21 protein-coding genes and 1 pseudogene are annotated in these 25,018 nt (G+C 35.2%); 8 read left to right on the forward strand and 14 right to left on the reverse strand.

The features are described 5' to 3' along the window. Window positions 1-146 precede the first annotated feature (146 nt). Complete coding sequence (locus LKACC16343_RS07530) at window positions 147-740, forward strand: KpsF/GutQ family sugar-phosphate isomerase (RefSeq protein WP_056954991.1); 594 nt, start codon at window positions 147-149, stop codon at window positions 738-740. 59 nt (window positions 741-799) lie between these two features. Here LKACC16343_RS07530 and LKACC16343_RS07535 read toward each other — a convergent pair whose 3' ends face one another. From LKACC16343_RS07535 to ulaG, 8 genes are read right to left on the reverse strand one after another with little or no spacing between them, the layout of a single operon-like run. After that, window positions 800-1,498 carry an L-ribulose-5-phosphate 4-epimerase gene (locus tag LKACC16343_RS07535; RefSeq protein ID WP_056954993.1) on the reverse strand — a complete coding sequence of 233 codons (699 nt, stop codon included), beginning with the start codon at window positions 1,496-1,498 and terminating at the stop codon, window positions 800-802. Further along, entirely contained in the window at window positions 1,498-2,364 is an 867-nt protein-coding gene (locus LKACC16343_RS07540; RefSeq protein WP_056954995.1) for an L-ribulose-5-phosphate 3-epimerase, read from the reverse strand. Before LKACC16343_RS07540 ends, LKACC16343_RS07535 begins: the two co-directional genes overlap by 1 nt. A 12-nt stretch (window positions 2,365-2,376) precedes the next feature. Next, a complete protein-coding gene (locus LKACC16343_RS07545; RefSeq protein ID WP_056954997.1) occupies window positions 2,377-3,168 on the reverse strand; it encodes a DeoR/GlpR family DNA-binding transcription regulator in 792 nt (263 codons plus the stop codon). Between the two features lie 27 nt (window positions 3,169-3,195). Then, the gene (locus LKACC16343_RS07550; protein WP_056954999.1) at window positions 3,196-3,831 is read right to left on the reverse strand and encodes a 3-keto-L-gulonate-6-phosphate decarboxylase UlaD; all 636 of its coding nucleotides are present in this window, start codon (window positions 3,829-3,831) and stop codon (window positions 3,196-3,198) included. Window positions 3,832-3,842: 11 nt separating this feature from the next. After that, entirely contained in the window at window positions 3,843-4,136 is a 294-nt protein-coding gene (locus LKACC16343_RS07555) for a PTS sugar transporter subunit IIB (RefSeq protein ID WP_056955001.1), read from the reverse strand. A 24-nt stretch (window positions 4,137-4,160) separates the two neighbouring features. Continuing rightward, window positions 4,161-5,669, reverse strand: coding sequence for a PTS ascorbate transporter subunit IIC (locus LKACC16343_RS07560; RefSeq protein WP_056955003.1), 1,509 nt, complete (start codon window positions 5,667-5,669; stop codon window positions 4,161-4,163). 18 nt (window positions 5,670-5,687) lie between these two features. Beyond that, a complete protein-coding gene (locus LKACC16343_RS07565; RefSeq protein WP_056955005.1) occupies window positions 5,688-6,137 on the reverse strand; it encodes a PTS sugar transporter subunit IIA in 450 nt (149 codons plus the stop codon). A gap of 25 nt (window positions 6,138-6,162) precedes the next feature. Then, window positions 6,163-7,236 carry an L-ascorbate 6-phosphate lactonase gene (gene ulaG / locus LKACC16343_RS07570; protein ID WP_056955007.1) on the reverse strand — a complete coding sequence of 358 codons (1,074 nt, stop codon included), beginning with the start codon at window positions 7,234-7,236 and terminating at the stop codon, window positions 6,163-6,165. Window positions 7,237-7,645: 409 nt separating this feature from the next. Between ulaG and LKACC16343_RS07575 the strand changes: the two genes are divergently transcribed. Both LKACC16343_RS07575 and LKACC16343_RS14710 read left to right on the forward strand, forming a co-directional pair. Next, window positions 7,646-10,681, forward strand: a complete 3,036-nt coding sequence (locus tag LKACC16343_RS07575; RefSeq protein ID WP_056955009.1) for a Cna B-type domain-containing protein — start codon at window positions 7,646-7,648, stop codon at window positions 10,679-10,681. Window positions 10,682-10,720: 39 nt separating this feature from the next. Further along, window positions 10,721-10,864, forward strand: a pseudogene (locus tag LKACC16343_RS14710) (Cna B-type domain-containing protein); the annotation flags it as partial. Window positions 10,865-10,872: 8 nt separating this feature from the next. Here the strand turns inward: LKACC16343_RS14710 and LKACC16343_RS14560 are convergent. Further along, window positions 10,873-11,001, reverse strand: a complete 129-nt coding sequence (locus tag LKACC16343_RS14560) for a hypothetical protein (protein WP_256970559.1) — start codon at window positions 10,999-11,001, stop codon at window positions 10,873-10,875. A gap of 22 nt (window positions 11,002-11,023) precedes the next feature. Here LKACC16343_RS14560 and LKACC16343_RS07585 point away from each other — a divergent pair, with 22 nt between their 5' ends. After that, a complete protein-coding gene (locus LKACC16343_RS07585; protein ID WP_143444196.1) occupies window positions 11,024-12,208 on the forward strand; it encodes a Cna B-type domain-containing protein in 1,185 nt (394 codons plus the stop codon). 46 nt (window positions 12,209-12,254) lie between these two features. Here the strand turns inward: LKACC16343_RS07585 and LKACC16343_RS07590 are convergent, their stop codons facing one another. Then, window positions 12,255-13,151, reverse strand: coding sequence for a helix-turn-helix domain-containing protein (locus LKACC16343_RS07590; protein WP_056955013.1), 897 nt, complete (start codon window positions 13,149-13,151; stop codon window positions 12,255-12,257). A 373-nt stretch (window positions 13,152-13,524) separates the two neighbouring features. Here LKACC16343_RS07590 and LKACC16343_RS07595 point away from each other — a divergent pair, with 373 nt between their 5' ends. Beyond that, the gene (locus tag LKACC16343_RS07595; RefSeq protein ID WP_056955015.1) at window positions 13,525-14,946 is read left to right on the forward strand and encodes an amino acid permease; all 1,422 of its coding nucleotides are present in this window, start codon (window positions 13,525-13,527) and stop codon (window positions 14,944-14,946) included. Window positions 14,947-15,004: 58 nt separating this feature from the next. On the opposite strand, the gene LKACC16343_RS07600 is transcribed toward LKACC16343_RS07595, so the two are convergent. Together LKACC16343_RS07600 and LKACC16343_RS07605 are read right to left on the reverse strand one after the other, a co-directional pair. Then, complete coding sequence (locus LKACC16343_RS07600; protein ID WP_056955017.1) at window positions 15,005-15,652, reverse strand: nitroreductase family protein; 648 nt, start codon at window positions 15,650-15,652, stop codon at window positions 15,005-15,007. A 658-nt stretch (window positions 15,653-16,310) separates the two neighbouring features. After that, complete coding sequence (locus LKACC16343_RS07605) at window positions 16,311-19,565, reverse strand: MMPL/RND family transporter (RefSeq protein ID WP_222592806.1); 3,255 nt, start codon at window positions 19,563-19,565, stop codon at window positions 16,311-16,313. Between the two features lie 167 nt (window positions 19,566-19,732). Between LKACC16343_RS07605 and LKACC16343_RS07610 the strand changes: the two genes are divergently transcribed. The 3 genes from LKACC16343_RS07610 (at window position 19,733) to LKACC16343_RS07620 (ending at window position 22,466) form a co-directional block, all read left to right on the forward strand. After that, window positions 19,733-20,326, forward strand: coding sequence for a TetR/AcrR family transcriptional regulator (locus LKACC16343_RS07610; protein WP_056955019.1), 594 nt, complete (start codon window positions 19,733-19,735; stop codon window positions 20,324-20,326). Window positions 20,327-20,398: 72 nt separating this feature from the next. After that, window positions 20,399-21,337 (forward strand): AEC family transporter, encoded by a 939-nt coding sequence (locus tag LKACC16343_RS07615; protein WP_054642681.1) that lies wholly within the window; start codon window positions 20,399-20,401, stop codon window positions 21,335-21,337. Between the two features lie 106 nt (window positions 21,338-21,443). After that, window positions 21,444-22,466 (forward strand): lipoate--protein ligase, encoded by a 1,023-nt coding sequence (locus LKACC16343_RS07620; RefSeq protein ID WP_056955021.1) that lies wholly within the window; start codon window positions 21,444-21,446, stop codon window positions 22,464-22,466. A gap of 99 nt (window positions 22,467-22,565) precedes the next feature. Here the strand turns inward: LKACC16343_RS07620 and LKACC16343_RS07625 are convergent, their stop codons facing one another. Together LKACC16343_RS07625 and guaB are read right to left on the reverse strand one after the other, a co-directional pair. Continuing rightward, complete coding sequence (locus tag LKACC16343_RS07625) at window positions 22,566-22,880, reverse strand: DUF898 family protein (protein WP_056955200.1); 315 nt, start codon at window positions 22,878-22,880, stop codon at window positions 22,566-22,568. A gap of 247 nt (window positions 22,881-23,127) precedes the next feature. Continuing rightward, complete coding sequence (gene guaB / locus LKACC16343_RS07630) at window positions 23,128-24,606, reverse strand: IMP dehydrogenase (RefSeq protein WP_056955023.1); 1,479 nt, start codon at window positions 24,604-24,606, stop codon at window positions 23,128-23,130. Window positions 24,607-25,018: the final 412 nt, after the last annotated feature.

Genomic DNA, 25,018 nt, shown 5'->3' on the forward strand with positions numbered 1-25,018 from the left:
ATCAATATTTTTAGATATTTTTGTAATCGCTTACTAATCTAATTTATAAGGATTTGAACATAATCTGTAACCAATTATCATTGCTTAAGATATGGTCTCAAAGTAAAAATAGCATTAGATATTATTCCTAAGGAGGACGATTATCTATGCTTAATTCGTATTCAAATATGATTTACGGTTTTATGGAAAATGAAATTGATTCTTTAAAAGATGTTAGAGACAATCTTTCTGAACAAATTGATCCAGTAATTGAAGTTCTTTTACATAACAAAGGTAAACTGATCTTTATGGGTGTAGGAAAGTCAGGACTAATTGGTAGAAAATTGGCAGCCACATTTTCAAGCACTGGTACACCATCATTTTTTGTCCATGCTACTGAAAGTGTGCACGGTGATTTAGGGATGATCGAAAGAAATGATGTCGTCATTCTTATTTCTAATAGCGGAGAAACTAAGGAAATACTTGCTCCTCTGAAATCTTTAAATATTATCGGAGTTACTACTATTGCCTTCACTGGTAACGAGTCTTCTAGTTTGGCCAAGGCCTGTGATTATAAAGTTATAATTCACGTTGATAATGAAGCGGATAAATTAAATCTGGCTCCAACAAATAGCTCAACGGCGGTCTTAGTTGTTGGGGATGCCATTGCTTGTACGCTTTCCGAAACTAAACAATTTACCAGAGATGATTTTGCAATTTTTCATCCGGGTGGAGCATTAGGTAAGAAGTTAATAAGTTAAATAAGACACAAAAAGAGCGGATATATATAACATCCGCTCTTTTTGTGTCTTATTTAAGATTAATTCTTTTGCCCGTAATATGCGTTCTCACCATGTTTACGATAATAATGCTTATCCAATAGGTATTGTGGAACTTCAATATTATCACGTGTTAATTGCAAAGCATGATAATCCATTTCAGCTACTACTTCTAGAACCTTAGCATTATAAACAGCTTTATCAGGTGTAACACCCCAAGTGAATGGTCCATGTTGTCTTACTAAAACTCCAGGAACAGCTTCTGGGTCAATATTACGTTCCTTAAAAGTTCTTACAATAACATCCCCAGTATTTTTTTCATAAGCTGTCTTTATTTCTTCTTCAGTTAAAGCATCAGAAACTGGAACTTTACCATAAAATGTATCAGCATGTGTCGTTCCCAAAGCAGGTAAATCAATTCCCGCCTCAGCAAACGATACCGCCCATGGTGAATGGGTATGAACTATACCGCCAATATTTGGAAATTTATTATACAAAACTGTATGTGTTGGCGTATCACTGGAAGGATTCAATTTTCCTTCAACGACTTCACCTTTTAAATTAACTACAACCATATCTTCAGGAGTCAATTTATCATATTCCACACCCGACGGCTTTATAACGAATAATCCTTTATCCCGATCAATACCTGATACATTGCCCCACGTGAATGTTACTAATCCTAATTTGGACAATTGCATATTTGCTTCATATACTTCTTTTTTTAAAGATTCAAGCATTAAATAGCCTCCTGTTCTATGCCAACATCCGTAAAAATGTCATCAAAGAATTTCTTTGCTTCTTTAACTTGTTCAATTGGATCATCAGAGGTTTCACTCCACATTTCAATCGTATAGGCGCCATTATAATTCAATCGCTTTAATTCTTTTAAACAACCATTGAAATCGACTGTCCCTTTACCAAATGAAACATTCTTAAATTGTCCTGCAAAATCATTAGTAACTGGCAAAGTATCTTTCAAATGAATTGCCGCAATAGAATCAATATTATTTTCTAAATCTGATCCTATATCATTTTCAGGCCAAGCATTTATATTACCCAAATCTGGATAAGCTTGTAACCAAGGACTATGAATCTCTTTTTTCATATGTACAACTTTTTCAATAGAATTCAAGAAAGGATCATCCATTATTTCTATATCAAGCATCACTTCATGACTGGCCGCATAAGCTACACATTTCTTTAAATCTTCTACAAAGTATTCTCTTGAAGTAACGCTCTTCTTGTCATAATAAACATCGTATCCCGCCATTTGAATATTTCTTACACCTAAATCGACAGCTAAATCAACGGCCTTATACAACATTTCAACAGATAACTTTCTTGTCTTCTCATCATATGAACCCAAAGGGAATCTACGGTGTCCACTTAACATAATAGTATGTATACGTGTTCCAGTACTCCAAATTGCATCTCTAACTTCTGTACGTTGTTCTTTAGTCCAATCTAATCTAGCTAATCTTTCATCACTTTCATCAATCGAAAGTTCCAAAAAGTTGAATCCTAGTTCATGAACTAATTCCAATCTATCATGCCAATTTAAATTTTTTGGTAGTGCTTTTTCGTATATACCTAATGAATTCATAATTATGTCTCCCTATTGACCCAATTGTATTTGAATCACTTCAATGCCTCGCTTACGAAATGATTTAATTACTTTTTCATTTGCAAAACTATCGGTTATTAAAATATCTATATCATCAATGTCGGCCACATGATAATTACTAGTAACACCTATTTTCCGATAATCTGCTAAACAGATTACCTTCTTTTTAGTTCGTTTTATCATCGTTGTATTGACTTGAGATTCATACAAATTCTGAGTTGTTAACCCGCCATCTATACTTACACCATCAAGCCCTATGATTGTATAATCCGACTGCATACTAGATAGCAATTGGATTGCTACTCCACCGACCAATGATTCTTTGGGATACCTAATTTCCCCGCCAGTTAAAATAATTATGGTTTGAGGATGATGTACTGATTCAGTCGCATGTGCATTATTGGTAATAATAGTTAATCTTTTAGACGCTAATTGATTAATCGCCATCCAACAAAGGGTACTAGAATTGACAAATATCGTACTAGACTCGGATATAAAACTAGGAACGGCGGCAGCAATTTTCATTTTAATCTGATCAACTCTACTGCCTGCATTCACATCTAGTGAAGTTGAAGAAAGTGATTTCCCATATGTGGATGTAGCAACACCGCTTCTCCAACCAATTACCCCCATTTCTGATAATACTTTCAAATCTCTTCTAATTGTTATCTCAGAAACATTAAGTTTTTCTGCCAAATTTTCTACTGACATAGATCCCTTTTTGTTAACTATTTCTAGAAGTTTGCTTCTTCTCTCCTGTACATTTGATATTGAATTTTTCATATGATCATCCTCAAAACGTTTTTTTTATTAGTTCCAAATGCGTTTGATTTCGTTTTGGAGATCAGTTGCTGCCTTTGCTGGGTTGGCTGCCTTGGTTATTGCCCTACCAGCAATAAATGTGTAGACGTCTACTCCTTTAAACAATTTAAGTGTATCAACGTTTAATCCACCAGTCACTGAAACTCTAAAGCCCATATCAACAAGCATCTTAACTTTATTTAAATCCTTTTCGCCCCAAGTTTCACCTGAAAGGAGCGCATCTCTGCTTTGATGGTAGATTGCTTGTGAAATTCCGGCATCTAACCATTTTTGAGCATCTTCCTTAGTCCAGTTACCATATAGTTCAACTTGAATCTCATCAATTTCCTTGTTAGCTGCTTTCATAGTTGGAATTGTTGCTGAACAGATACAAGTCATCCAATCAGCTCCGGCGTCGGCCATGTTTTTAGCTACTGTTCCACCAGCATCAGCACATTTCGTATCAGCAATAACGATCTTGTTAGGGAATAGAGCCTTCAATGACTTAACGGCTTTTGTTCCTTCCTGAAGGATTAAAATTGTTCCTGCCTCAACAATATCAACGATACTTCCAACTTCTCTAACATCGGCTAAAGCACTCTCTAAAGTGTTATTATCTAAAGCTACTTGTAAATTTGGTTTCATGTTTTTTCTCCCTATTTAACAAAATCAGTTTCTTCTCTAACTCTCTGTTCAATTTCTTTATCGCTCAAAACATTTTTTACGCCAACGACTACAACGCCTTTTGATTTTGCATCATCAAACATACTTACAAAGTTCATAGGTGTAAATACAACATCATATTGCTTAGCCGTGCTTGTACCTTCGGCAATACTTGTATGCTCGATATTAGTAATAGGGATATTTAACCTTTCAAAAGCTTTCTTAACGCTTCTCATCATCATTAAACTTGTTCCTGATCCATTTGCACACGATACTAAAACCTTCATAATTTGCCTCCACTATATTATAAATTATTTTTTGCTAACGCTTTCTTTATATTTATCATAATCAGTAACCATTAAGAAATAGTTCTTAGGATCTTTTCTATATTCTAGTTGTGGAATAACAACCAAAATAATAATAACTATTATGATACCTGCTATACCTAAGTACTTCATGATTGCTGTGAATACAGGCCATAATGTATCCCAATCAAACATTCCAAGGTAACCACCAAATTTGGCTAAACCAACCCAACTAGCGATAAATGCAGCACCAAGAACTTGAATCACTCCACTAATAAATGGAAGAATCATAGCTGCTTTAGCACCAGCACGTTTATTAGCATATACACCAAAGGCTGCATTATCAAAGAATAATGGAATAAATCCGGCAATAATAATTGTTGGTGAATGTAAAACAATTAAAGCACCAATTGTCAAAAATTGTCCTAAGGCACCAAATAGAAATCCAATTGTTACGGCGTTAGGTTCACCAAAAGCAAATGTAGCGGCAACATCAATACCAGGTACTGAACCAGGTAATAACTTATCTGAAATACCACTGAAGCTTTCTGTTAGTTCACCAACGAATGTACGAACACCTAATTGTAAGATTGCCAAATTAACAGCAAATCCTAATGATGTAGTCAAAATATAGAATAAGAAACTACCACCAGGTGCTAATCCTGAAGCACCTTTGCTTGTTACATAAATTTCATTGAAATATGGACGACCCAAAACCAACATAATAATTCCAAAGAAGAACAACATTAAAATACCGGTAGCGACCATATTTTCATTAAAGATCTTCAAAAATCCAGGTAACTCAATATCTTCAAGTCTCTTGGCTTTCTTTTGTGTCTTTTCGTCATGTTTCTTTATTTTATCGGCCAGCCAAGAAACCAAAGCAATACCGAACATTTGTTGATGGGCAACGGCAAAGCCACCACCATCGGTTAAATCCTGAGTATATCTAATAGTCATATTTGAACCAACAGCCCAATATAATCCTAAGATAACTCCCATTACTAACAAAACTTCCATTCTACCCATTTTAGGGAAACAGAATAACAATAGCCAAAAAGCTGTAGCTGCTTGTTGAACTTGTACATTACCAGTAGTAAATACTGAACGTAATTTAGTAAATTTTTGGAATCTTACTAATATGATGTTAAAGACAAAGGCAAACAATAGAAGTAGCATTACATCCCCAAAGGTTCTCCCGAAAGTCTTTACAACACCGTCTGTAACAGCATTTTGTCCAAAATACGGATCAATAACCGTTGCAGTCAGATGAAATCTTGTCTTTAATCCTGTAAGAATTGGTCTAAAACTGTTAACCAATCCTCCAGAACCTACCATCAAGATCATGTATCCAATAACAGCTTTCATAAAACCAGCAATTGATTCATAGATTGGTTTCTTTTCCAAAATGTAACCCAATAAAACGATAAAACCGATCATATATGCTGGTTGGGTCAAAATATTTGTAGCAAAGTAATCCCAAATCTTCATAAGAATGCTAAAAAAATTATCCATTCTTATACTCACCTGCCTTTATTTGTCAGATCCAATTAATTCTTTCAAACCATCAATACTTTCAACGTTCATCAATTTATCTATAAGACCATCCGTCATTAACATGTCAGATAGTTCGCCAATATTTTTTAAGTGTTCATTTGGATCTCGGGCAGCTAGGGTAAAGAATAATTTAGCACTTGAGTCTGGACCGAAACTTACTGATTTATTAAACTTTGTGAATCCAATTGCCGTACCCAAAACATTGTCACTTTTTGCGTTAGCATGAGGCATAGCAACACCAGGAACAATAACAATGTATGGACCGTTGTCTTCTACATTCTTTATTATTTCATCGGTATAAGCTTCCTTGATGTAACCATGTTCAACTAATTTCCCAGCAGCAACTTTTAATGCTTCTTTCCAGTCTTGGGGTTCTTTATCAGTAATCTCAACTAAATCTTTATCTAGCATTTCGTTTAACATCATATTATTTGCACCGCGTTTCTTTGTTTTATAGGAATGAAGGGAATGGTGTGTCATTATCAATTGAGAATGCATCTGAGAAGCCACGATCGTAATTAAATTCCATTCTGTCTTTGTCATCTGGATATGTGAATTCCCCACCTACTTGCCAAATAAATGGTTTGAATTTATATTGCAAACGATCTTTTCTAAACTTCCATAAATTTTCAATTTCCTTAGGATCTGTCATAAAGTTTGTCCAAATATCATAGTGAACAGGAATAATAACTTTTGTCTTTAATGATTCGGCCATTCTCAAAATATCTGAAGATGTCAATTTATCTGTGATACCTCTTGGATTTTCACCATATGCACCCAAGGCAACGTCAACTTTATTTTCATTACCGTGTTTAGCAAACATATTTGAATAGTGTGAATCAGCTGCATGATAAAGATTTCCACCTGTTGTTTCGAACAGATAATTTACAGCAATTTTATTCATATCTTGAGGCATCTTACCTTTAAGAGTTACATCAGGGTTATCTTCTGTTACTAAGGCCGTTCTATCAAATCCTTCAAGAACCTTCACAGTTGTTTTACCAATCTTCACAGTATCTCCTGGTTTTACAACAACTGTCTTTTCTGCAGGAACGCCCCAACCTTGCCAAATTTTAACTACTTGTTCCGGACCATAGAATTTAGCATCTGGACAATTCTTATTAACTGCTGCAGCTGTATTAATATCCAAATGATCTGAATGAATATGACTTACAAACAATGCATCAACATTTTTAACTTCGAATGGATCAATAACGAATGGTTGATTTCTCAAATTAGGTTGCATCTTTTGAACACCACTCATTCTTTGCATTTGGTGTCCTTTACGCATCATTCCATTACCATGAGTTCTCTTACCCGTTCCACACCACATATCCACTAGGATATTGGTATCTTCGGCCGTCTTCAACCAAATTCCTGTACAGCCTAACCACCACATTGAAAATGTATTAGGTTTAACTTTCTTATTTTCAATTTCTTCATTCAACCATGTTCCCCATTCTGGGAATGTATTTAAAATCCAACTTTCTTTTGTTACTTCGTTAATATTTGTAGCTTTTGCCATTTTATTGTTGCCTCCGATAAATTTAATTGTTTCTCTTTACACTTTTTATGATAAGTTCATATGTATACGCTTTCAACGATGCTTTATGTTCATTATGTATAGTTTTATGATTTTTATGTTTATTATATGAATCATGCTCATTATTTAACTCATAAACATCAATTATCATCCAATTTTTATGATTTATTCCAATTATTGTGATTCATAAAAAAGAAGTACTTGATTGAAGAATCAATCAAGTACTTCTTTTGATTATCACTTTTAACTCTTTAATGCATATCAAATGTCAAAAAAGATTATATTCATATATGAATTTTAACCAAAAAATTATTCTATGTTCGAATAATCACCTTTAAAAGTAGTATTATGACTATATATCAATAAATTTATTTTTGAGGGTGAATTAAATATGTTTAAAAAGGGAAATAACATATTTAGTTTATTAGTCATAATCTTATCCATTTTTATGACTAGTACATCTAATGTTGTTAACGCCGACAGTACGTCTCTTGGGGCTTCAACTCCACAGACTACTGCTACTACAAGTAAAGATTCAGGTACTACAGGCACTGAAAATACTAATGGCACTACAGATGCTGAAGGTATTACAAATACTGCACCTACTAGTACTGAAAGTACTACAGATACAGATTCAAGTACTTCTAAAATCGATGATTCAACCAAACAGTCCAGCACAACTGATTGGGGCAATCAATTGATTACTGAAGTTCAATTACAAGATTCAACTGGTAACCCATTGACTGAATTTCACCAAAACGATAATATGCGAGCTTACTGGGAATTTTCTACCGCAAAAAATGGTAAGAACAATGTTATTAACAAAGGTGACACAATGGAAGTTTCTGTTCCTAAAGAAATTGCTCTAAGTAATAATGATTCAGCAAATGTCTATCAAAAAGGTACTTCCACTATCTTAGGAACAGCTAATCTATCTAAGGATAATCGTACTATTACTGTAACTTTCAATGATACTGCCGCTAGTTTATCTAAAAATAGTGAGGTCACTGGTTCATTCTGGGTAAATGTCAACTGGGATGTCAACAACACGACTGTGGGCAAAGATATCGATTTAGATTGGACTAATCAAGGATCTGCACAAAATAATCCTGGTTCAACTGGCACGGCTAACATCAAGCCATCCGTTCCTGACGCTACTGAAGAGTTATATAAGTACGGTGGTTTCATAGATAAGACAATCCAGTGGACCGTCAGAATAAACTATGCTGGCGATACAATTGATAATGCTGTCTATAAGGATTTTATCGGACCAAATCAAACACTTTTAGATGATGCCGAACATCCAGTTAAAATTTATTCGGCCACGGCTAATCATGATACTGGTGAAATAACTGCGGACTCGAATAATTTAATGGCTGGAAAAGAAATAACTAAAACAAACGACGGATTTACAGTTGATCTTGGTACTATCACACACACCGTTATGATTGTTTATTACACAAGTGTCGACAATTACGATAACCTTTCAAATTACTACGGTAATACCGGTGATTTGTATTCAAACAAAACTGAAATCCAAAATGTTCCAGTTAACATATCTACCAATAAACTTGGTAGTGATGCTGGAGCCGGTTCTGCAATTACTTCAATTACAGGTCACAAGATTTGGAGTGTTCCTGCTGGGACAGTAATTCCTAGCCAAGTTACAATTAATCTTTTAGATAATAATGGTACAGTTGTTAGACACCAAAATGTTTCTAAAGATAATGACTGGTTCTATGAATTCAATAACTTGCCTAAGTACGATAGCAATGGAACGGAAATTAAATACACAGTTTCTGAAGATGCTGTGAAAGGCTTTACTGGTCTTCCAACTGGTAACCACGATATTACTAATATTTTGACACCAGATACTTCAACAATTAAAATTACAAAAATTTGGCATGATGGTAATAATAAATATAATATGCGTCCAAATAGCATTAAGGTCGGACTCTATGGAGATAGCAATAATAAACAAACAAAACTTGCTAACAATCAGAGTAATGAAGCTACTTTAACAGCTACTGATAATAACTGGTCTCATACTTGGACTGGCTTCACTAATCCCACTGATATTTGGTACATTTCTGAACTAGATCCAGATCAATCTAGTACAAATACTCCTTATATCATCAGCAAAACACAAGATGCCCTTGGTAATAAGTACGAAAAAACTATAACCAATACCTTAGCCACTAACTTTACTGTTAAAAAAGTTTGGGACGACAATAACAATACCAAAAAGGCTCGCCCTGACAGTATTAAGATTCAACTTTATGCCAACGACAAGACTTCTGGTGATCCAGTTACATTAGACTCTACCAATGGCTGGACGCACAGCTTCTCTAGACTCCCTAAATTCGATGACAATGATAAGGAAATTACTTATACTGCCAAAGAAACCAGTGTTCCAGAAGGATATTCATCTACGAGTTCAATTAAAGATAGTGATACAACACATCAAACTGAAACTATCACCAATACTTATAAATCAACCACACCAGAAACAACTCAAGTAAAGGTTAATAAAGTATGGAAGGATACTAATACTAAGCCAACTCATGATCCTATCACTGTTCATTTACTAGCAGACGATAAAGATACTGGTAAGACCGTTAAATTGAGTGATAGCAATACATGGAGTGATAGTTTTACTAATCTAGACAAACAAGCTAATGGTAAAGATATTACATATACCGTTAAGGAAGATACACCGACCGGATATGATTCCGCAATTAGCAAAGCAGATGGTACAAATGATTTCACGATCACTAACACACCGACTCAGACAACTCCAACTACACGCTCATTTACAGTTAAAAAAGTTTGGGCTGACGGCAAGACTAACCATGACGCTGTTGAAGTTTATCTAACTAAAAACGGTACTAAAACTGGTGAACCCGTACCACTTAATAAAGATAATAATTGGAGTTACACTTGGAATGATTTAGCAATCAACAATGATGATAAAGCCATTGAATATTCAGCCATTGAAGATCCTGTTCCCGATGGTTATGTCGCTAACATTGATACAACTAACGATGGTGTTCAAATTACAAATACTGCTAAACCAACTACTGATGAAAAAACTAGTTTAACCGTTACAAAGAGCTGGAACGATGAAGATAATAAGGATAAACTTCAACCTTCTAGTGTCACCGTTAAACTTCTAGCTAACGATAAAGATACCGGTAAATCTATTACCTTAAATAAGGGTAATAATTGGACCGATACATTTAAAAATCTAGATAAAAAAGATAACGATAAAGATGTAACTTATAGTGTTAAAGAAAATGATGTTTCTGGTTATGAAGCATCTTACAAATTCACTGATTCAAATCATGTAACTATTATTAACACACACACACCTAAGTCAGTAACTCCTTCTGATAACAAACGTACCTTCACTGTTGTTAAGAAATGAGCTGATAACAACAATTCTGGTAGTACTCGTCCAAGTGAAATCAAAGTTCAATTAACTGCTAATGGTGAAAATGTTGGCGATCCTGTCACTTTAAATGCCAAAGGCGGTTGGACTAATACTTGGTCAGATCTTGATAAACAAGAAAACGGCAAAGATATTAAATATTCAGTTAATGAAGTTAACGTTAAGGGTTATACAACTAATGTTACCGATACTAATGATGGTTCTACAATCACTAATACTTTAATTCCTGTAACACCACCAGTTGATAGTAAAACTGAATTGACCGTTACAAAATCTTGGAACGATGAAAATAACAAAGATGGAATTCGTCCCGATAGCGTGAAAGTTAGTCTACTAGCTGATGGTAAAGATACCGGTAAATCTATTACCTTAGATAAGGGCAATAATTGGACCGATACATTTAAAAATTTAGACAAAAAAGTTAACGATAAGGATGTAACTTACAGTGTTAAAGAAAATGATGTTTCTGGTTATGAAGCAACTTCTACTTCAACCGATGCAACACATATAACAATCATTAATAAGCACACACCTAAATCAGTAACTCCTTCTGATAACAAACGTACCTTCACTGTTATTAAGAAATGGGCTGACGACAACAATGCCGATAGTACTCGTCCAAGTGAAATCAAAGTTCAATTAACTGCTAATGGTAAAAACGTCGGCGATCCTGTCACTTTAAATGCCAAAGGCGGATGGACCAAAACTTGGTCAGATCTTGATAAACAAGAAAACGGCAAAGATATTACATATTCAGTCAAAGAAATTAAAGTTCCTGGCTACACAACAAAGACTGTTACAAAAGATGGTCTTGCTACAATTACTAACACTTTGAATCATGTAACACCACCCGTTGATAACAAAACTAATTTGACCGTTACAAAGACTTGGAACGATAAAAATAACCAAGATAAGATTCGTCCCGATCAAGTTAAAGTTCAATTATTAGCTGATGGTAAAAACACTGGTGATCCCGTTATTTTGAATGCAGATAATGATTGGTCATACACCTGGAATAACCTTGATAAGAACGCTAAATATTCTGTTAAGGAAACTCCAGTTACAGGTTATACTACCGAAGTCAAACAAGTCGATGACAACAATATTTCCATTATTAACACTCATTCGACTAACACACCAGTAAATCCTGGTAAGCCAGGCAACCCTGACAAACCAACGACACCAACAAATCCTACAATTCCAACTACTCCAACAGAACCTGAGCAACCTACAGAACCAAGCAATCCTAATACTTCTACCGATACTGATTTGATTCCATCAGAATCTAATAACAATGAATCTACATCAACAGATTCAACTCCATTACTTCCTGACAATCCTCTCACACCGGCAAAAGCTAGTGATCCTAATACTTCAAACGAAGATGTCACGAAAGGTTTATTACCACAAACCGGCAATCAAACCACTTGGATACTTAGTTTGCTTGGTCTAATTGTTTTGATTGGTTTAGGATTTTATGAATTGATTAGAAAATTAGCTTAAACAAAAAGCTGACCGAAAACGGTCAGCTTTTTTAGTATGATAAAATCTATTCATTTTTTAAATCTACTTCTTTATTGTACTTTTCACGTAAAGCCTTAATTCTAGCTTCGACAACTTCATTATGATTGATTTTAGCAAATGCCAAAGACTCGCTCAATAATCCTTCAATTTCTGTGTGTGGCTTCTTTTCATTAATAGCAATCACAGCTGAAAGGAACTTTAACCTTGGTAGATAGTAAGTAATATGTTGTTCCGAACAAAGTCTTATTCCCCGTGAGATCAATTCATTACTCTTCTCGTAATCATTAACCTTTATATAAAACTCTGCCGTATAAAACACAATTGTCAAAATTCTTAAATAAATATTGATGCCATTTTTCTGAAAAGTTTCATCTTTGTGAACATCAATGTAATTCCAAACCTTTTCAAAGAAGAAACTAGCCTCTTTAATCAAACCCATTTTAGAATAAAAGATACCTAATCCTACATACGCTAAATGAGTATAGATAGTTTGATGTCTTTCGTCCAAATCTTCTAAAATTCGCGCAAAACAATAGAAGGCGTCTTCAAGCTTATCATTTGTTAACGCGTTAAATAATCCCCGTTGATAATAATATTGCATTTTTAGCGCATTATTATGAATTTCATCTGCGTTAATTCCAGATAAACTTTCTGAAACATTCGAATAATCTTCCATCATCAATTCACTTTCGGCTTTATCCAAAATTGATTTCATATGAGTTGTAGAAGCTATTGAATTCTTATACAGATCATCTACGGAAAGTCCCAATCTCTCACATAATTTACTTAAAATGGTCAACGAAGGTATTCGACCATTATTTTCAAATTTACTAAGAGTTGATTGCGTGCAAATGCCTTTACACAGTTTTACTTGGGATATTTTCAGCGATTTTCTCCGCTCAATAAATATATTAATATCCATAATCTCATCCTATTATTTTTAAATCCTAAAAATATTTTGTGCGGGATATCAAGGTTTTTGACCACCTTATATTCCGCACATTTTGAGATTTAAAAACTTCCTTTACTTATACACTATCATTATCTAATTTATACCTTAAATTGTAAATACATATCATTATATTTATATTGAATCACATTTAATTAATTTTTATTTTAAATTATGAATAACACAACTCATATTTCACCTATCCTATTCATATATGACAAGTAACTTACTTAGTGAAAAAATAAATGACAATTTCATTAATCTGCGGTATCATATAGTCCATGTAAAAAAAACATCTTTTCACATATTATGAACACATTGTATGGAAAGAAGAAGTGAAGTTAATATGGCAAAGAAAAACTTAAGTCGGAGTCTATCATCTAGACAAATGCAAATGATTGCCTTAGGTGGAACAATTGGAGTTGGATTATTCATGGGATCCGCTTCAACCATCAAATGGACCGGCCCCTCTGTCCTATTAGCTTATGGATTAGCCGGCGTCATCCTTTACATGGTAATGCGAGCTCTTGGAGAAATGTTATACGTTGATCCTTCAACCGGTTCGTTTGCCAAATACGCAACTGAATATCTACATCCCGTAGTTGGATATTTAACTGCTTGGAGCAATGTCTTCCAATATTTAGTAGTAGGTATCAGTGAAGTTATTGCGGTCGGAACCTATCTAGAATTTTGGTTCCCAACTATGCCAAAGTGGATAGCTGGTGTAGTAGTTGTTGTTACATTATGCCTGGCTAATCTTTCATCTGTCAAAGCATATGGTGAGTTGGAATTTTGGTTTGCCTTAATCAAAGTTTTAACAATTATTATGATGATTATTCTAGGATTCTTCGTTATCGTCTTTGGAGTTGGTAACCACGGTCATCCCGTTGGTATCAGTAATCTTTGGACTCATGGCGGTTTCTTCACTGGTGGATTAAAAGGATTCATCTTTGCCTTATCAATCGTTGTGGCTTCTTATCAAGGAATTGAAGTTATTGGTATTACAGCTGGTGAAGCTGAAAATCCTCAAGAAAATATTGTCAAAGCAATTCGTTCAATCGTTGGCCGTATCCTGATTTTCTATATTGGAGCTATCTTTGTTATCGTTGCGATTTACCCTTGGGACAAATTAGGTACAATTGGATCACCTTTCGTTGAAACATTTTCTAAAGTCGGAATTACTTTTGCGGCCGAAATTATTAACTTTGTTATGTTAACAGCCGCTATGTCCGGATGTAACTCTGGTATTTTCAGTTCTAGTAGAATGCTTTATACATTGGGACTAGAGAAGCACTTACCTAAATCATTCGTGAAACTGTCACGTCATAACGTTCCCTACATTCCTGTATTGGCTATTTCTATTGGTATCTTAATCGGACTAATTTTGAACTATTCATTACCCGTTTTATTACATACTTCCGGTGACGTCTTCGTTATTGTATATAGTTCAAGTGTTCTTCCAGGTATGGTACCTTGGTTCGTTATTCTCTTTAGTGAATTGAAGTTCCGTAAAATCAATAAAGATAAGATGAAGGATCATCCCTTCAAAATGCCACTCTTCCCCATCAGTAACTATCTAGCAATCATTTCTTTAGTGATAATTCTGATATTCATGTTCTTAAACCCTGAGACAACCGTATCGCTACTTGTAGGAGTTGTTTTCCTAGTTGTCATGTCAATCATCTATTTCCTAAAAGAACGCGGTAAAGTGCCTGTTGAAGACACTAAACCGGAGTCATTTTCAAACTTTGAAGAAAATGAAGACTAAATAAAAAAGCTCAATGCAGCTACTATCAACTAGTAGTGCATCGAGCTTTTTTTCGTTTTTACATAAAATCAGTAACATTTTTAACGTCATAACGAACAGACTTAGTATAGTCGCCTTCTGGTTTACCAATAGCAACGGCCGTAACTGGGATATATCTTTCACTATCCAAGCCAAAAGTTGAAGCAATTTTACCAAAATCATAACCTGACATTGGATTAGCCTCATAACCATGAGCACGAGCAACTAGTAGCAATTGCATAGCAGCCATACTACCGTCGATTGTAGCATCCTTTTCAAGGAAACTTCTGTCAGCATGTTCATACAAAGGTAAGAAAGTCTTGAAGACCTTATCGCGTTCCTCAGGACTAATTTGACCATTCTCACAAGCCTTATTCCAAACATCACGGTACTTGTAGTGTGATTGAGTATCACCTAAAACAAAGATGATAGCTGAACAACTGTCAGTCTGTGGGTAATTGAAAGGCATCATAACAGAATGAGCTTTCTTCTTACCCTCTTCATCATCACAGACAACAAAGTGCCATGATTGTAAGTTACAGGCTGAAGGAGCAGTAATAGTTTCTTCAAGCATTTCTGAAATTTCTTCACGAGAAATCTTTACATCACTTTGGAACTTTCTATATGAATGACGATCGAACATAATATCTTTAAAATCATTATTAACTAAATTCTTTGTTTCATCCATTAATCTTCATCTCCAAATATTTGTCATACTTAATTCTACCGCCTTAGTTGACCCTTGTAAATACTTTCACAAACGGTATGAATAAAGTAAGAAATATACTTAAATTCCCGTCCTCCGTAAAAATTGGGAATGCATTGGAACACTATAGGCACGATTTGAAACTAATTATTTTACACTTCGTGCAAAATAATGGATTTCCAAAGTCGGCCTTATTGTAACCGGCATAGCCGGTAACAATAATCTTATAGTTGAACGCATTCCCAATTTTTACTCCGGACTAGAGAGTGCTTCTATTTTTTAAACCAAAAAATGAAACACAATCTTAAATCCAACACTATCTTCCATCCAAATAAATATTAATCCACTATTCAATAATTCAAAAACATAAAAGACAAGAACAACACACCAGTCCGGAACAACAAGAAAATTAGCTCAGCCATGAAATTTGCCTTAGCAATTTATTGCTTAGGCAAAGGCCGAGCTTGAAGATCCATGATTTTGTGCGAAGTACAAAATTATTAGCTTCAAGTCGGCCCATGGCGTTCCAGCCAAATTTTCTTGTTGTGGAGGACGGCAAATTTCCACTATCTCCAATAGAACCATGGTTATAAAAAAGATCCAGCAACTCAACATCGAGTCACTGGATCTTTTATTTTAACTATTTAGTTTCTTTTGAAGCTTTCTTTTTCTTAAGATCGCCATGTTCACTCATTTCATGCCATTCGGCTAAACTGATCAAACTGGACATAGTCATAGGTAAGATGAAGACTAAGACAACTAATCCGATAATTACACCTAGAGCAACTTGAATCAAGGTTGTAACACCACTAGGAATCAAAGCGGCAAAGGTACCACTCAAGATAATAGCAGCACTGATAACAACCGCACCGATTGCTGTAGCAGCTCTTAACATCTGACTCTTCAAGTTAGCATCATCGTGATCATCCCTGTAACGAATCATTAAGAAGATACTGTAATCAACACCTAAAGCCATCAACATGATGAAAGTAAAGAATGGTGTATTCCAACTCAATAATGGTCTACCCAAGAAGGTTGCAGAAATCATTCTTGTTAAACTCATTGAAACAGCATAAGCAGTTAACAATGTACCAATAATCATCATTGGTTGCAAAATTGATCTAATAACAACAATCAAAGCAATTCCAATACCAATCAACATGATAATAGCTGTACGTTTAAAGTCACCATTAGCAAGAGTTCTCAAATCGTTATCTTGTGATGTTTGACCACCGATAGCAACTTTAGTTCCAGCTAATGCGCCATGTTTAACTTGGGACTTCAAATCTTTTTGCATACGTTTGAATTGGGTATTAGCTTTAGTTGAATTTGGATCACCCTTTAATACAACGGTTAGAGTTGTAATCTTATGATGATCTGCCATATATGTATCTAAGGCTGGCTTGAAGGCCTTTGACTTAATTGTAGCCTTAGGTAGATAGAAATCATCACCAATATATGACTTACGTAATTCAGTCAAATATTGATTCATGGTATCACTACCATCTGCCAAGGTTGTTAATCCATCAGAAGCACTACCAAGTCCTTGTTGTAATTGTTCAACTTGTGAAGACATTGATTGTAACTTAGTATTCAATGTTTGAACACCCGTATTAACTTGTTGACTAGCAGAGGCAACGGTACTTGCACCGCTATTCAAAGTAGAACTTGATGCATCCAATGTATTAGTACCACTAGCTAAAGTACTTGCCCCACTAGCAATTTGTGAGTTAGCACTGGCAAGACTGTTAGCACCTGATGACAATTGACCAGCGCCACTGGCAACTTGGTTAGTACCACTTGCTAGAGTTTGTGTACCACTAGTTAATTGACTAACTTGGCTTGTTAAACCAGGAAGTGAACCTGTAAATTGATTGATACCGCTATTCAAAGTACCGGCACCACTGTTTAATTGATTAATGCTACTTACTAATGTAGAAATTTGGTTAGCACTTAATTGACCACCGGTTGCTTGGCTAAGTGCACCACTACCTTGTAATTGAGCAAGCAATGGTTTTAATTGGTTAACTGTTGCAGTCAATTGATTCATTTCAGTAGCTAAAGTGTTGCTCCCTTGACTCAATTGTTGAACTTGACCAGTCAATGTAGGCAAACTAGCTGCCGCACTACCAACACTAGATGCTAATTGATTAGAGCCACTAGCAACTTGGTTAGCACCACTAGCCAAAGTCTGTGTACTTGAAGCTAAAGTATTAGCACCGCTGGCTGCTTGGCTACTACCTGAAGCTAATTGTTGAGCACCAGAGTTGGCACTTGAAACACCAGCTGTGTAGTTGCTGATACCTGATTGCAATTGTTGTGTACCAGATTGTAACTCTTGAGTACCATCAGCCAATTGTTGAACTTGACTCATGCTACCACTGATATTTGCATTACTTAATTGTGTATTAGCACTATCCAAACCTGATTTAATAGTATTTAAACCTTTTTTAGATGAGGCTAAACCTTTAGTAATAGTCTTCAATTGATCCTTCAAATACATTGAACCAATCTTACTACCACCTGGTTCAGTTGCAGAAGCGACTGTCTTAACACCATCTTCTTTTTGAAGATATTGTGTTAATTGATCGACAGCAGCTAGTTTAGATTGAGTATTCAACTTCTTATCGCTTTGAATATAAATTGTGATAGGAGCTGTCATACCTTTAGAAAAGTGCTTTTGAATTATCTCATATCCAGCTTTTGACTTATAGCTACTTGGTAATTCATCAGCATTATTAAAGTTCAAATCAGCGTTCATAGTCATGACAAATGGAATAGCTAAAATAACAATTACACCCAAGACAATAGCTGGTTGTGCCAAAGCTGTCTTAGATAATCCATGCCATAAACGACTTGAACTACTACCGTTAGAAATTTTACTTGGCCAGAATAATTTTGGACCAAGTACGGCCATGAAGAACATGTTCAATGTCAATAGAACTGGCAATAGAACAAGAACACCAATTGCGACAGCTGAAGCACTTTGATAGAACGAGAACTTAGCTAGCCACAAAACTGAAAATCCGATTAGAACTGAAATTCCTGAATAGAGAACTGTACGACCACCGTGTTTACGAGTTGACCTCATCGCCGAAACTGGATCCAGTCCCTCTGCCAATGCTCCCTTAAAGTAATCGTAGAGCAAAATATTGTAATCAGTACCAATACCAAACAAGACAACGACTAAGAAGACTTGGGTAAAGTTAGAGATTGGGAATCCGGCATGCTGTGCTAGATTCATGACAACACTCAAACTGGTAACAAAGGCTACACCAACGTTCAATAAGGAAATAATTGGTACGATTGGTGAACGGAAGACTAAGATCAAAACGATAAAGATGAAGATAACCGCAATAACTTCAGTCTTTTGAATACCTTTCTCAGTAACTGTTGAGAAGTCATCATTCAAGGCATCACTACCTGTGACGTAAGTATTAATTCCAGACGTCTTTAACTGACTATTAAGCTCTCTAACTTGATGCTTAACAGTTCCATTAGCTTTGACCGTAATCTGAGCTAACTGAGTAGTTTTGTCTTTAGAAACCAACTGCTTCTTTGTTTCAGCATTATCTGTTGGTCCCATAACATTTGTAATACTCAAACCTGATTCATTCTCTAAATCAGACAGAGTATCTTTAATTTTTTCGGTTTGATTGGAAGAAAGCTTTTGATTTCCATTACTAAAAACGGCTGTGTAGGTACGAACCGATTTATTGTTATTCGCTTTTTTCTGAATCTTATTAGCTACTTCACTCTCCACTGTGTTGGGTAGCTTTATCCCACCATTTTCTCTGACTAACTCTGAAACATTTGGCATAGCGACGATTGCAATCAAGATTACAACCAACCATACGATCAGTGCTGGCCACTGTTTACGACGAAAATCTTTCATAAAAATCACATTCCCTTAATCAAATTCAGTTATCCATACTTGGACAGTTGTAAAAATACAAATGTAATGATAAGGTTAATTACGAATTTGGGCAAGAGACAAGTCTTGTCATTTTGTCTAAACTTTGACATTTTATGAAAATTGTCCAGAATTGAGGCGCTTACATTTTGAAATACGATCCAAATATTAAACAATCACGTGGTATTGAACGCACCCAACGGGCATTTGCGACCGCTATGTTTGATTCCTTAGCCGAGAAACCTTTTGACAAAATTACAGTAAATGCTCTCTGCGAAAAAGCCGATTACCCGCGTGCCACTTTCTACAACTACTTTGATGACAAATTTGATCTCTTGAATTTCTGTTGGTTCAAATTAGGACAAGACACTCACTTGGATGTCAACAATACTCAAGAAAACAAATTAACTATTAAAGAGACCTTCGCACAGATTTATAAATTATTCGAAGATTATCAATCCCTACTATTAAGTATCATCGAGAATAATCCAATCGACAGCCCGCTGGTCAATCACTTTGTCCGCCACTTTACCGATGTCATTTACGCATCAATCAAAAATAGTGTTGATACCAAAGTTATTCATACTCCATCAGAATTAGTAGCTCAACATTGTAGTACAACAATTATCGAAATTCTGAAATGGATCTACTTAGGACAACATAAAGTAACCCTTGACGAAGCCGAAACTTACTTGACTGAACTACTCTCCGGACCGATTCATTTACAAAAAAATAAACAATAATTTCTCAATTTCACCACTCTTTGCAAAAAAGAGTACCATAGAAGTTATATTTACTATTGAAGGGTGTTTTTTATGGGCGTTTTCTTCTCAAGTATTCAAGGAATTCTAATAATCATAGGCCTTATTGCCGTTGGTTATGGTTTAACCCATTTAGGCTGGTTTTCAGAAAATTCAACACAGCTAATTGCAAAATTAGTTACACAAGTTGCTTTACCTACCTATATGATTTCAACCATTACTAAAGACTTTACTGCTGAAAAATTGATCAAACTCTTACCCGACTTAGCCATTCCAGTTTTGTCGATGACCATTTTGATCTTTGTTTCTATAATTTTAATCAAAGTTTTGAAAATTGATCCTAAACATAAGGGGTTATTTTCATCAATGTTTTTCAATTCTAATACCGTCTTCGTCGGTTTACCTGTCAATATGGCGCTATTCGGTGAAAAAAGTTTGCCTTACGTTTTAGTCTATTACATGGCTAACACAACTTTTTTCTGGACACTTGGTACTTATTTGATCCAAATGGATGGAGAAATCAAAGGTAAATTCAAATTGAAGACAACTCTTAAAAAGATTTTTTCACCACCATTGATGGGATTCATCATCGGATTGATTTTAGTCATGCTTCATATTCAATTGCCTAAGTTCTTAATGTCAGACTTTGAATATCTGGGTAATTTGACTATTCCTCTATCGATGATTTTCATTGGTATTTCTATCTATAACGCCGGTTTGAAGAATATTTCATTTCACAAAGACAATTTGGCAATTCTCTTTGGAAGATTCTTGTGTGCTCCATTATTAATGGCTGCTCTCTTCCTATTTATTCCTGCCACGCCTTTGATGAGACAGGTCTTCATTGTTCAAGCAGCTATGCCCGTTATGACCAATGCCCCCGTTGTAGCAAAGCTTTACCACGCCGATTCTAATTATGCTGCCATCATGGTTACTGAAACGACTCTATTGAGTTTGATCGTTGTGCCTATCATTATGGTTCTAATTAAATAACTTCTAGCTTGTCATTAATTTGGCAGGCTTTTTTTGTGAAATTTTATTTCTTCATTCTTCGAAAGGGCTTACAATAAAACTAATCAATTAAGAAGGAGTGAAGTATATGTTCTTTATCGATACATCTAAAAATGGAAAACCAGTTTATAATGCCATAGTTAATCAATCTTTGGACAATTACCTAGTGAATGATCTTCGTCTACCAGGCCATGGTTTGATCCTCTATATCAATAATCCTTCGGTCATCGTGGGTGTTCATCAAAATGCTTATGCCGAAGTTAACTTCCCTTACCTTGAAAAAAATAAAATTCAACTAGTCCGTAGAACTTCTGGTGGTGGTGCTGTTTATCACGATTATGGAAATCTAATTTTCGAAAATATCATTATTGGTGACGACGAACATTTTGGAGACTATGCTTATTTTGCCCAACCAATCATCGACGCTTTGCATGACATGGGCGCTACTGGTGTCGAAATGCGAGGTCGTAACGATATCGTTGTCGATGGTAAGAAATTCTCTGGTATGACAATGTTCAAAGTCGGTGATTCTTACGCCGCCGGTGGTACTCTGATGTTCGATTTGGACATGGATACTGCCAGTAAAGTTCTAACTCCTGAACAAGACAAGCTTGAATCTAAAGGTGTTAAGTCTGTTAATAAACGTATTACCAATATCAAACCTTATCTGGATGAACCTTTCAGAAGTATGAATGCCAATCAATTCAGAGAGGAATTGTTGAAACGAATCTACCATGTCGATAAACTTTCCGATATTGAAACTTATACTTTGAACGACCATGATTGGGACATTATCGATTCTCGTCTAGAAAATAAATATGACACTGACGCTTGGAATTATGGTAAGAATCCCGGTTTCACTAATTATGTTTCTAAGCATTATGACATCGGTACTGTTGCCTTCAATTTCTCTTTGAAAGATAACAAAATTTCCAACATCAAAATTTATGGTGATTTCATTACCGGTGGTGATATTACTTTGATTGAAAAAGCCCTTTTAGGAACCGAATTTACTAAAGAGGCTTTAATCTCTGCTTTTGAAAAGGTTGATTTAACAGCCAACCTAGGAAAAATTGAGCCAGCAACATTGGCTGACTTGTTATTATCTTAAAGGACATACTTTCATTATTAAAAAACAATAAAAAAGACTAGTGTAACGGCCACTTTTAATAGCTGCTGCACTAGTCTTATTTATCGTTATAACGATAAATTAATTTACAAAAGTCGTATGTTTAGCTTTCCAATCTTCCAATTTGATATTAACCCAAAATGAATAGATACCAATTGTAATGATCGACAATAAGAACCACTTAATCCAATTACCAAATAGTTCTAAACCAGTTCCATTAAAGTGCATTCGGTGGCCTTCAATTACGGTATGATTAATTTTCCATCCATAGACCAAACAAAGCGCCCAAGGATAAAGAATTCCAATCGTAAAAACTGTCATAATGAATCCGCCCAAACTCAGCAAGATCAATTCAAAAAGTCCCCCGTCAAAATACGAATATCTTCCAAACTTCATATTTTGGGATCTAGCTTGTCTCGTACTTGGTTGTTGTCCCTGATTATTCATATTTTCCCCCTGATACAAAATATATCCTGTAATTATTGTAAATCGTTTGTTCAGTTTCTTGAGCACCAGATAACATTTTTTACGGTAAATAAAAACAGCAACTATTTAGAAACATAAATACATACGTTTTATTCTAAATAGTTGCTGCTACCTTTACGAAAGACAGATTCTTTAAACAAATCTGAAAATTTATTTGTTATTTAACTGAATAATTAGGAGCTTCTTTAGTAATTGTTACATCATGTGGATGTGATTCCCTTAAACCAGCATTTGAGATTTGAACAAATTGAGCGTCTTGTAATTCCTTCAAATTATGAGCACCAACATAACCCATACCTGAACGTAAACCACCAAGTAATTGATAAATTACATCGCCAACAGCACCTTTAGCTGCGACACGACCTTCAATACCTTCGGGAACTAACTTATTAGCTTCGTTAACACCACTTTGGAAGTAGCGATCAGATGAACCATGTGACATGGCAGCTAAACTACCCATTCCACGGTAAGTCTTGAAACGACGACCTTGATAGATTTCAAATTCGCCAGGTGCTTCATCAGTACCCGCCAACATTGAACCAAGCATAACGGCGTTACCACCACCTGCTAAAGCTTTAACGATATCACCTGAGTACTTGATACCACCATCGGCAATGATTGTCTTGCCATATTCGTGAGCAACACTTGCGGCATCATATACGGCTGTTAATTGAGGAACACCGACACCGGCAACGATTCTAGTTGTACAGATTGAACCAGGTCCAATACCAACTTTAACAACATCTACTCCAGCATCGTAAAGTGCTCTTGTACCTTCAGCAGTAGCGACATTACCTGCGATTAGAGTTGCTTCTGGGAATTTAGCTCTGATTTCAGAAATCTTTCTTAAAACTCCGGCTGAGTGGCCATGAGCTGTATCAATAATAATGGCATCAGCACCGGCATCAAGTAAAGCTTTTGCACGTTCGAAAGTATCGCTAGTAACACCAACAGCAGCGGCTACTAACAAACGTCCATATTGATCTTTAGCGGCATTAGGAAATTCTTTTACTTTTTCAATATCTTTGATTGTAACTAATCCACCTAGGCGACCATTCTTATCAATCAAAGGTAATTTTTCGATCTTATGTTCTTGAAGGATCTGTTCTGCTTCTTTTAGAGATGTTCCAAGTGGTGCAGTAATTAATTCCTCACTTGTCATTACCGTACCGATTTTAACTGAGAAATCAGTAATGAAACGTAAATCTCTGTTAGTAATAATACCAACTAATTTCAAATCAGTTGTATTAGTTACAATGGGAACACCACTTATGCGGTAAGTACTCATCAATTTTTCTGCTTCACTAACTTTGTCATCTGCAGTTAAATAAATAGGGTCAATGATGACACCATTTTCAGAACGCTTAACTTTTGATACTTCATCAGCTTGTTGCTCAAAACTCATATTCTTGTGAATGACACCCAAACCACCTTGACGGGCCATTGCAATAGCCATTGGTGCTTCGGTAACTGTATCCATACTTGCACTCAAAATTGGTGTATTTAACTTAATATTCTTAGCTAGTTGAACTGATAAATCTACTTCATTTGGTAAAACATGACTCTCTGCTGGTATTAATAAAACATCATCAAAAGTGAATCCTTTTTTATCAAATTTTGTATCCCATGCCGACATGATCTTCCTCCTAATTATTTGTTTTACCTAAATATAGGTAAAATTTATAAACATGTTATCCGATTTTTCGGTGATAGTCAATCAATAAAAAGAGGCCATCGTCATAACGACAGCCTCATTCATACATTTTTATTGCTATAACTTTATAATTCCATAAATTTTGTTTTTTTAAATAAAAATCGAATCGACGTTTCTTTAAATACAATTTATATTGTATAACGTCGTTCTGTTTAGAAATATATTCATTAAGTCGATGTAGCTCGTGATTATTATTTCTCTTCAAATAGGAAGAAGTTTTCTCGTCCAAAGCGATATCATCAATCTTTTGACGATTAGCTAAGACATCCTTACAAGCAAACTCCATTCTTTTACGAATTAGGTCATTTAGAACTAGCAAAATAATTATAATTAT

This window comes from Companilactobacillus bobalius (assembly GCF_002179915.1).
GTDB lineage: Bacteria > Bacillota > Bacilli > Lactobacillales > Lactobacillaceae > Companilactobacillus > Companilactobacillus bobalius.

Bases quoted from the DNA above. Each gene is read 5' to 3' on its own strand.
- LKACC16343_RS07530 (WP_056954991.1), top strand. From the start codon at position 147: ATGCTTAATTCGTATTCAAATATGATTTACGGTTTTATGGAAAATGAA.
- LKACC16343_RS07540 (WP_056954995.1), bottom strand. From the start codon at position 2,364: ATGAATTCATTAGGTATATACGAAAAAGCACTACCAAAAAATTTAAAT.
- LKACC16343_RS07620 (WP_056955021.1), top strand. From the start codon at position 21,444: ATGTTCTTTATCGATACATCTAAAAATGGAAAACCAGTTTATAATGCC.
- LKACC16343_RS07590 (WP_056955013.1), bottom strand. From the start codon at position 13,151: ATGGATATTAATATATTTATTGAGCGGAGAAAATCGCTGAAAATATCC.
- LKACC16343_RS07595 (WP_056955015.1), top strand. From the start codon at position 13,525: ATGGCAAAGAAAAACTTAAGTCGGAGTCTATCATCTAGACAAATGCAA.
- LKACC16343_RS07600 (WP_056955017.1), bottom strand. From the start codon at position 15,652: ATGGATGAAACAAAGAATTTAGTTAATAATGATTTTAAAGATATTATG.
- LKACC16343_RS07555 (WP_056955001.1), bottom strand. From the start codon at position 4,136: ATGAAGGTTTTAGTATCGTGTGCAAATGGATCAGGAACAAGTTTAATG.
- LKACC16343_RS07545 (WP_056954997.1), bottom strand. From the start codon at position 3,168: ATGAAAAATTCAATATCAAATGTACAGGAGAGAAGAAGCAAACTTCTA.
- LKACC16343_RS07535 (WP_056954993.1), bottom strand. From the start codon at position 1,498: ATGCTTGAATCTTTAAAAAAAGAAGTATATGAAGCAAATATGCAATTG.
- LKACC16343_RS07605 (WP_222592806.1), bottom strand. From the start codon at position 19,565: ATGAAAGATTTTCGTCGTAAACAGTGGCCAGCACTGATCGTATGGTTG.
- LKACC16343_RS07560 (WP_056955003.1), bottom strand. From the start codon at position 5,669: ATGGATAATTTTTTTAGCATTCTTATGAAGATTTGGGATTACTTTGCT.
- LKACC16343_RS07565 (WP_056955005.1), bottom strand. From the start codon at position 6,137: ATGATGTTAAACGAAATGCTAGATAAAGATTTAGTTGAGATTACTGAT.
- LKACC16343_RS07550 (WP_056954999.1), bottom strand. From the start codon at position 3,831: ATGAAACCAAATTTACAAGTAGCTTTAGATAATAACACTTTAGAGAGT.
- LKACC16343_RS07625 (WP_056955200.1), bottom strand. From the start codon at position 22,880: ATGAAGTTTGGAAGATATTCGTATTTTGACGGGGGACTTTTTGAATTG.
- guaB (WP_056955023.1), bottom strand. From the start codon at position 24,606: ATGTCGGCATGGGATACAAAATTTGATAAAAAAGGATTCACTTTTGAT.
- LKACC16343_RS07575 (WP_056955009.1), top strand. From the start codon at position 7,646: ATGTTTAAAAAGGGAAATAACATATTTAGTTTATTAGTCATAATCTTA.
- ulaG (WP_056955007.1), bottom strand. From the start codon at position 7,236: ATGGCAAAAGCTACAAATATTAACGAAGTAACAAAAGAAAGTTGGATT.
- LKACC16343_RS07615 (WP_054642681.1), top strand. From the start codon at position 20,399: ATGGGCGTTTTCTTCTCAAGTATTCAAGGAATTCTAATAATCATAGGC.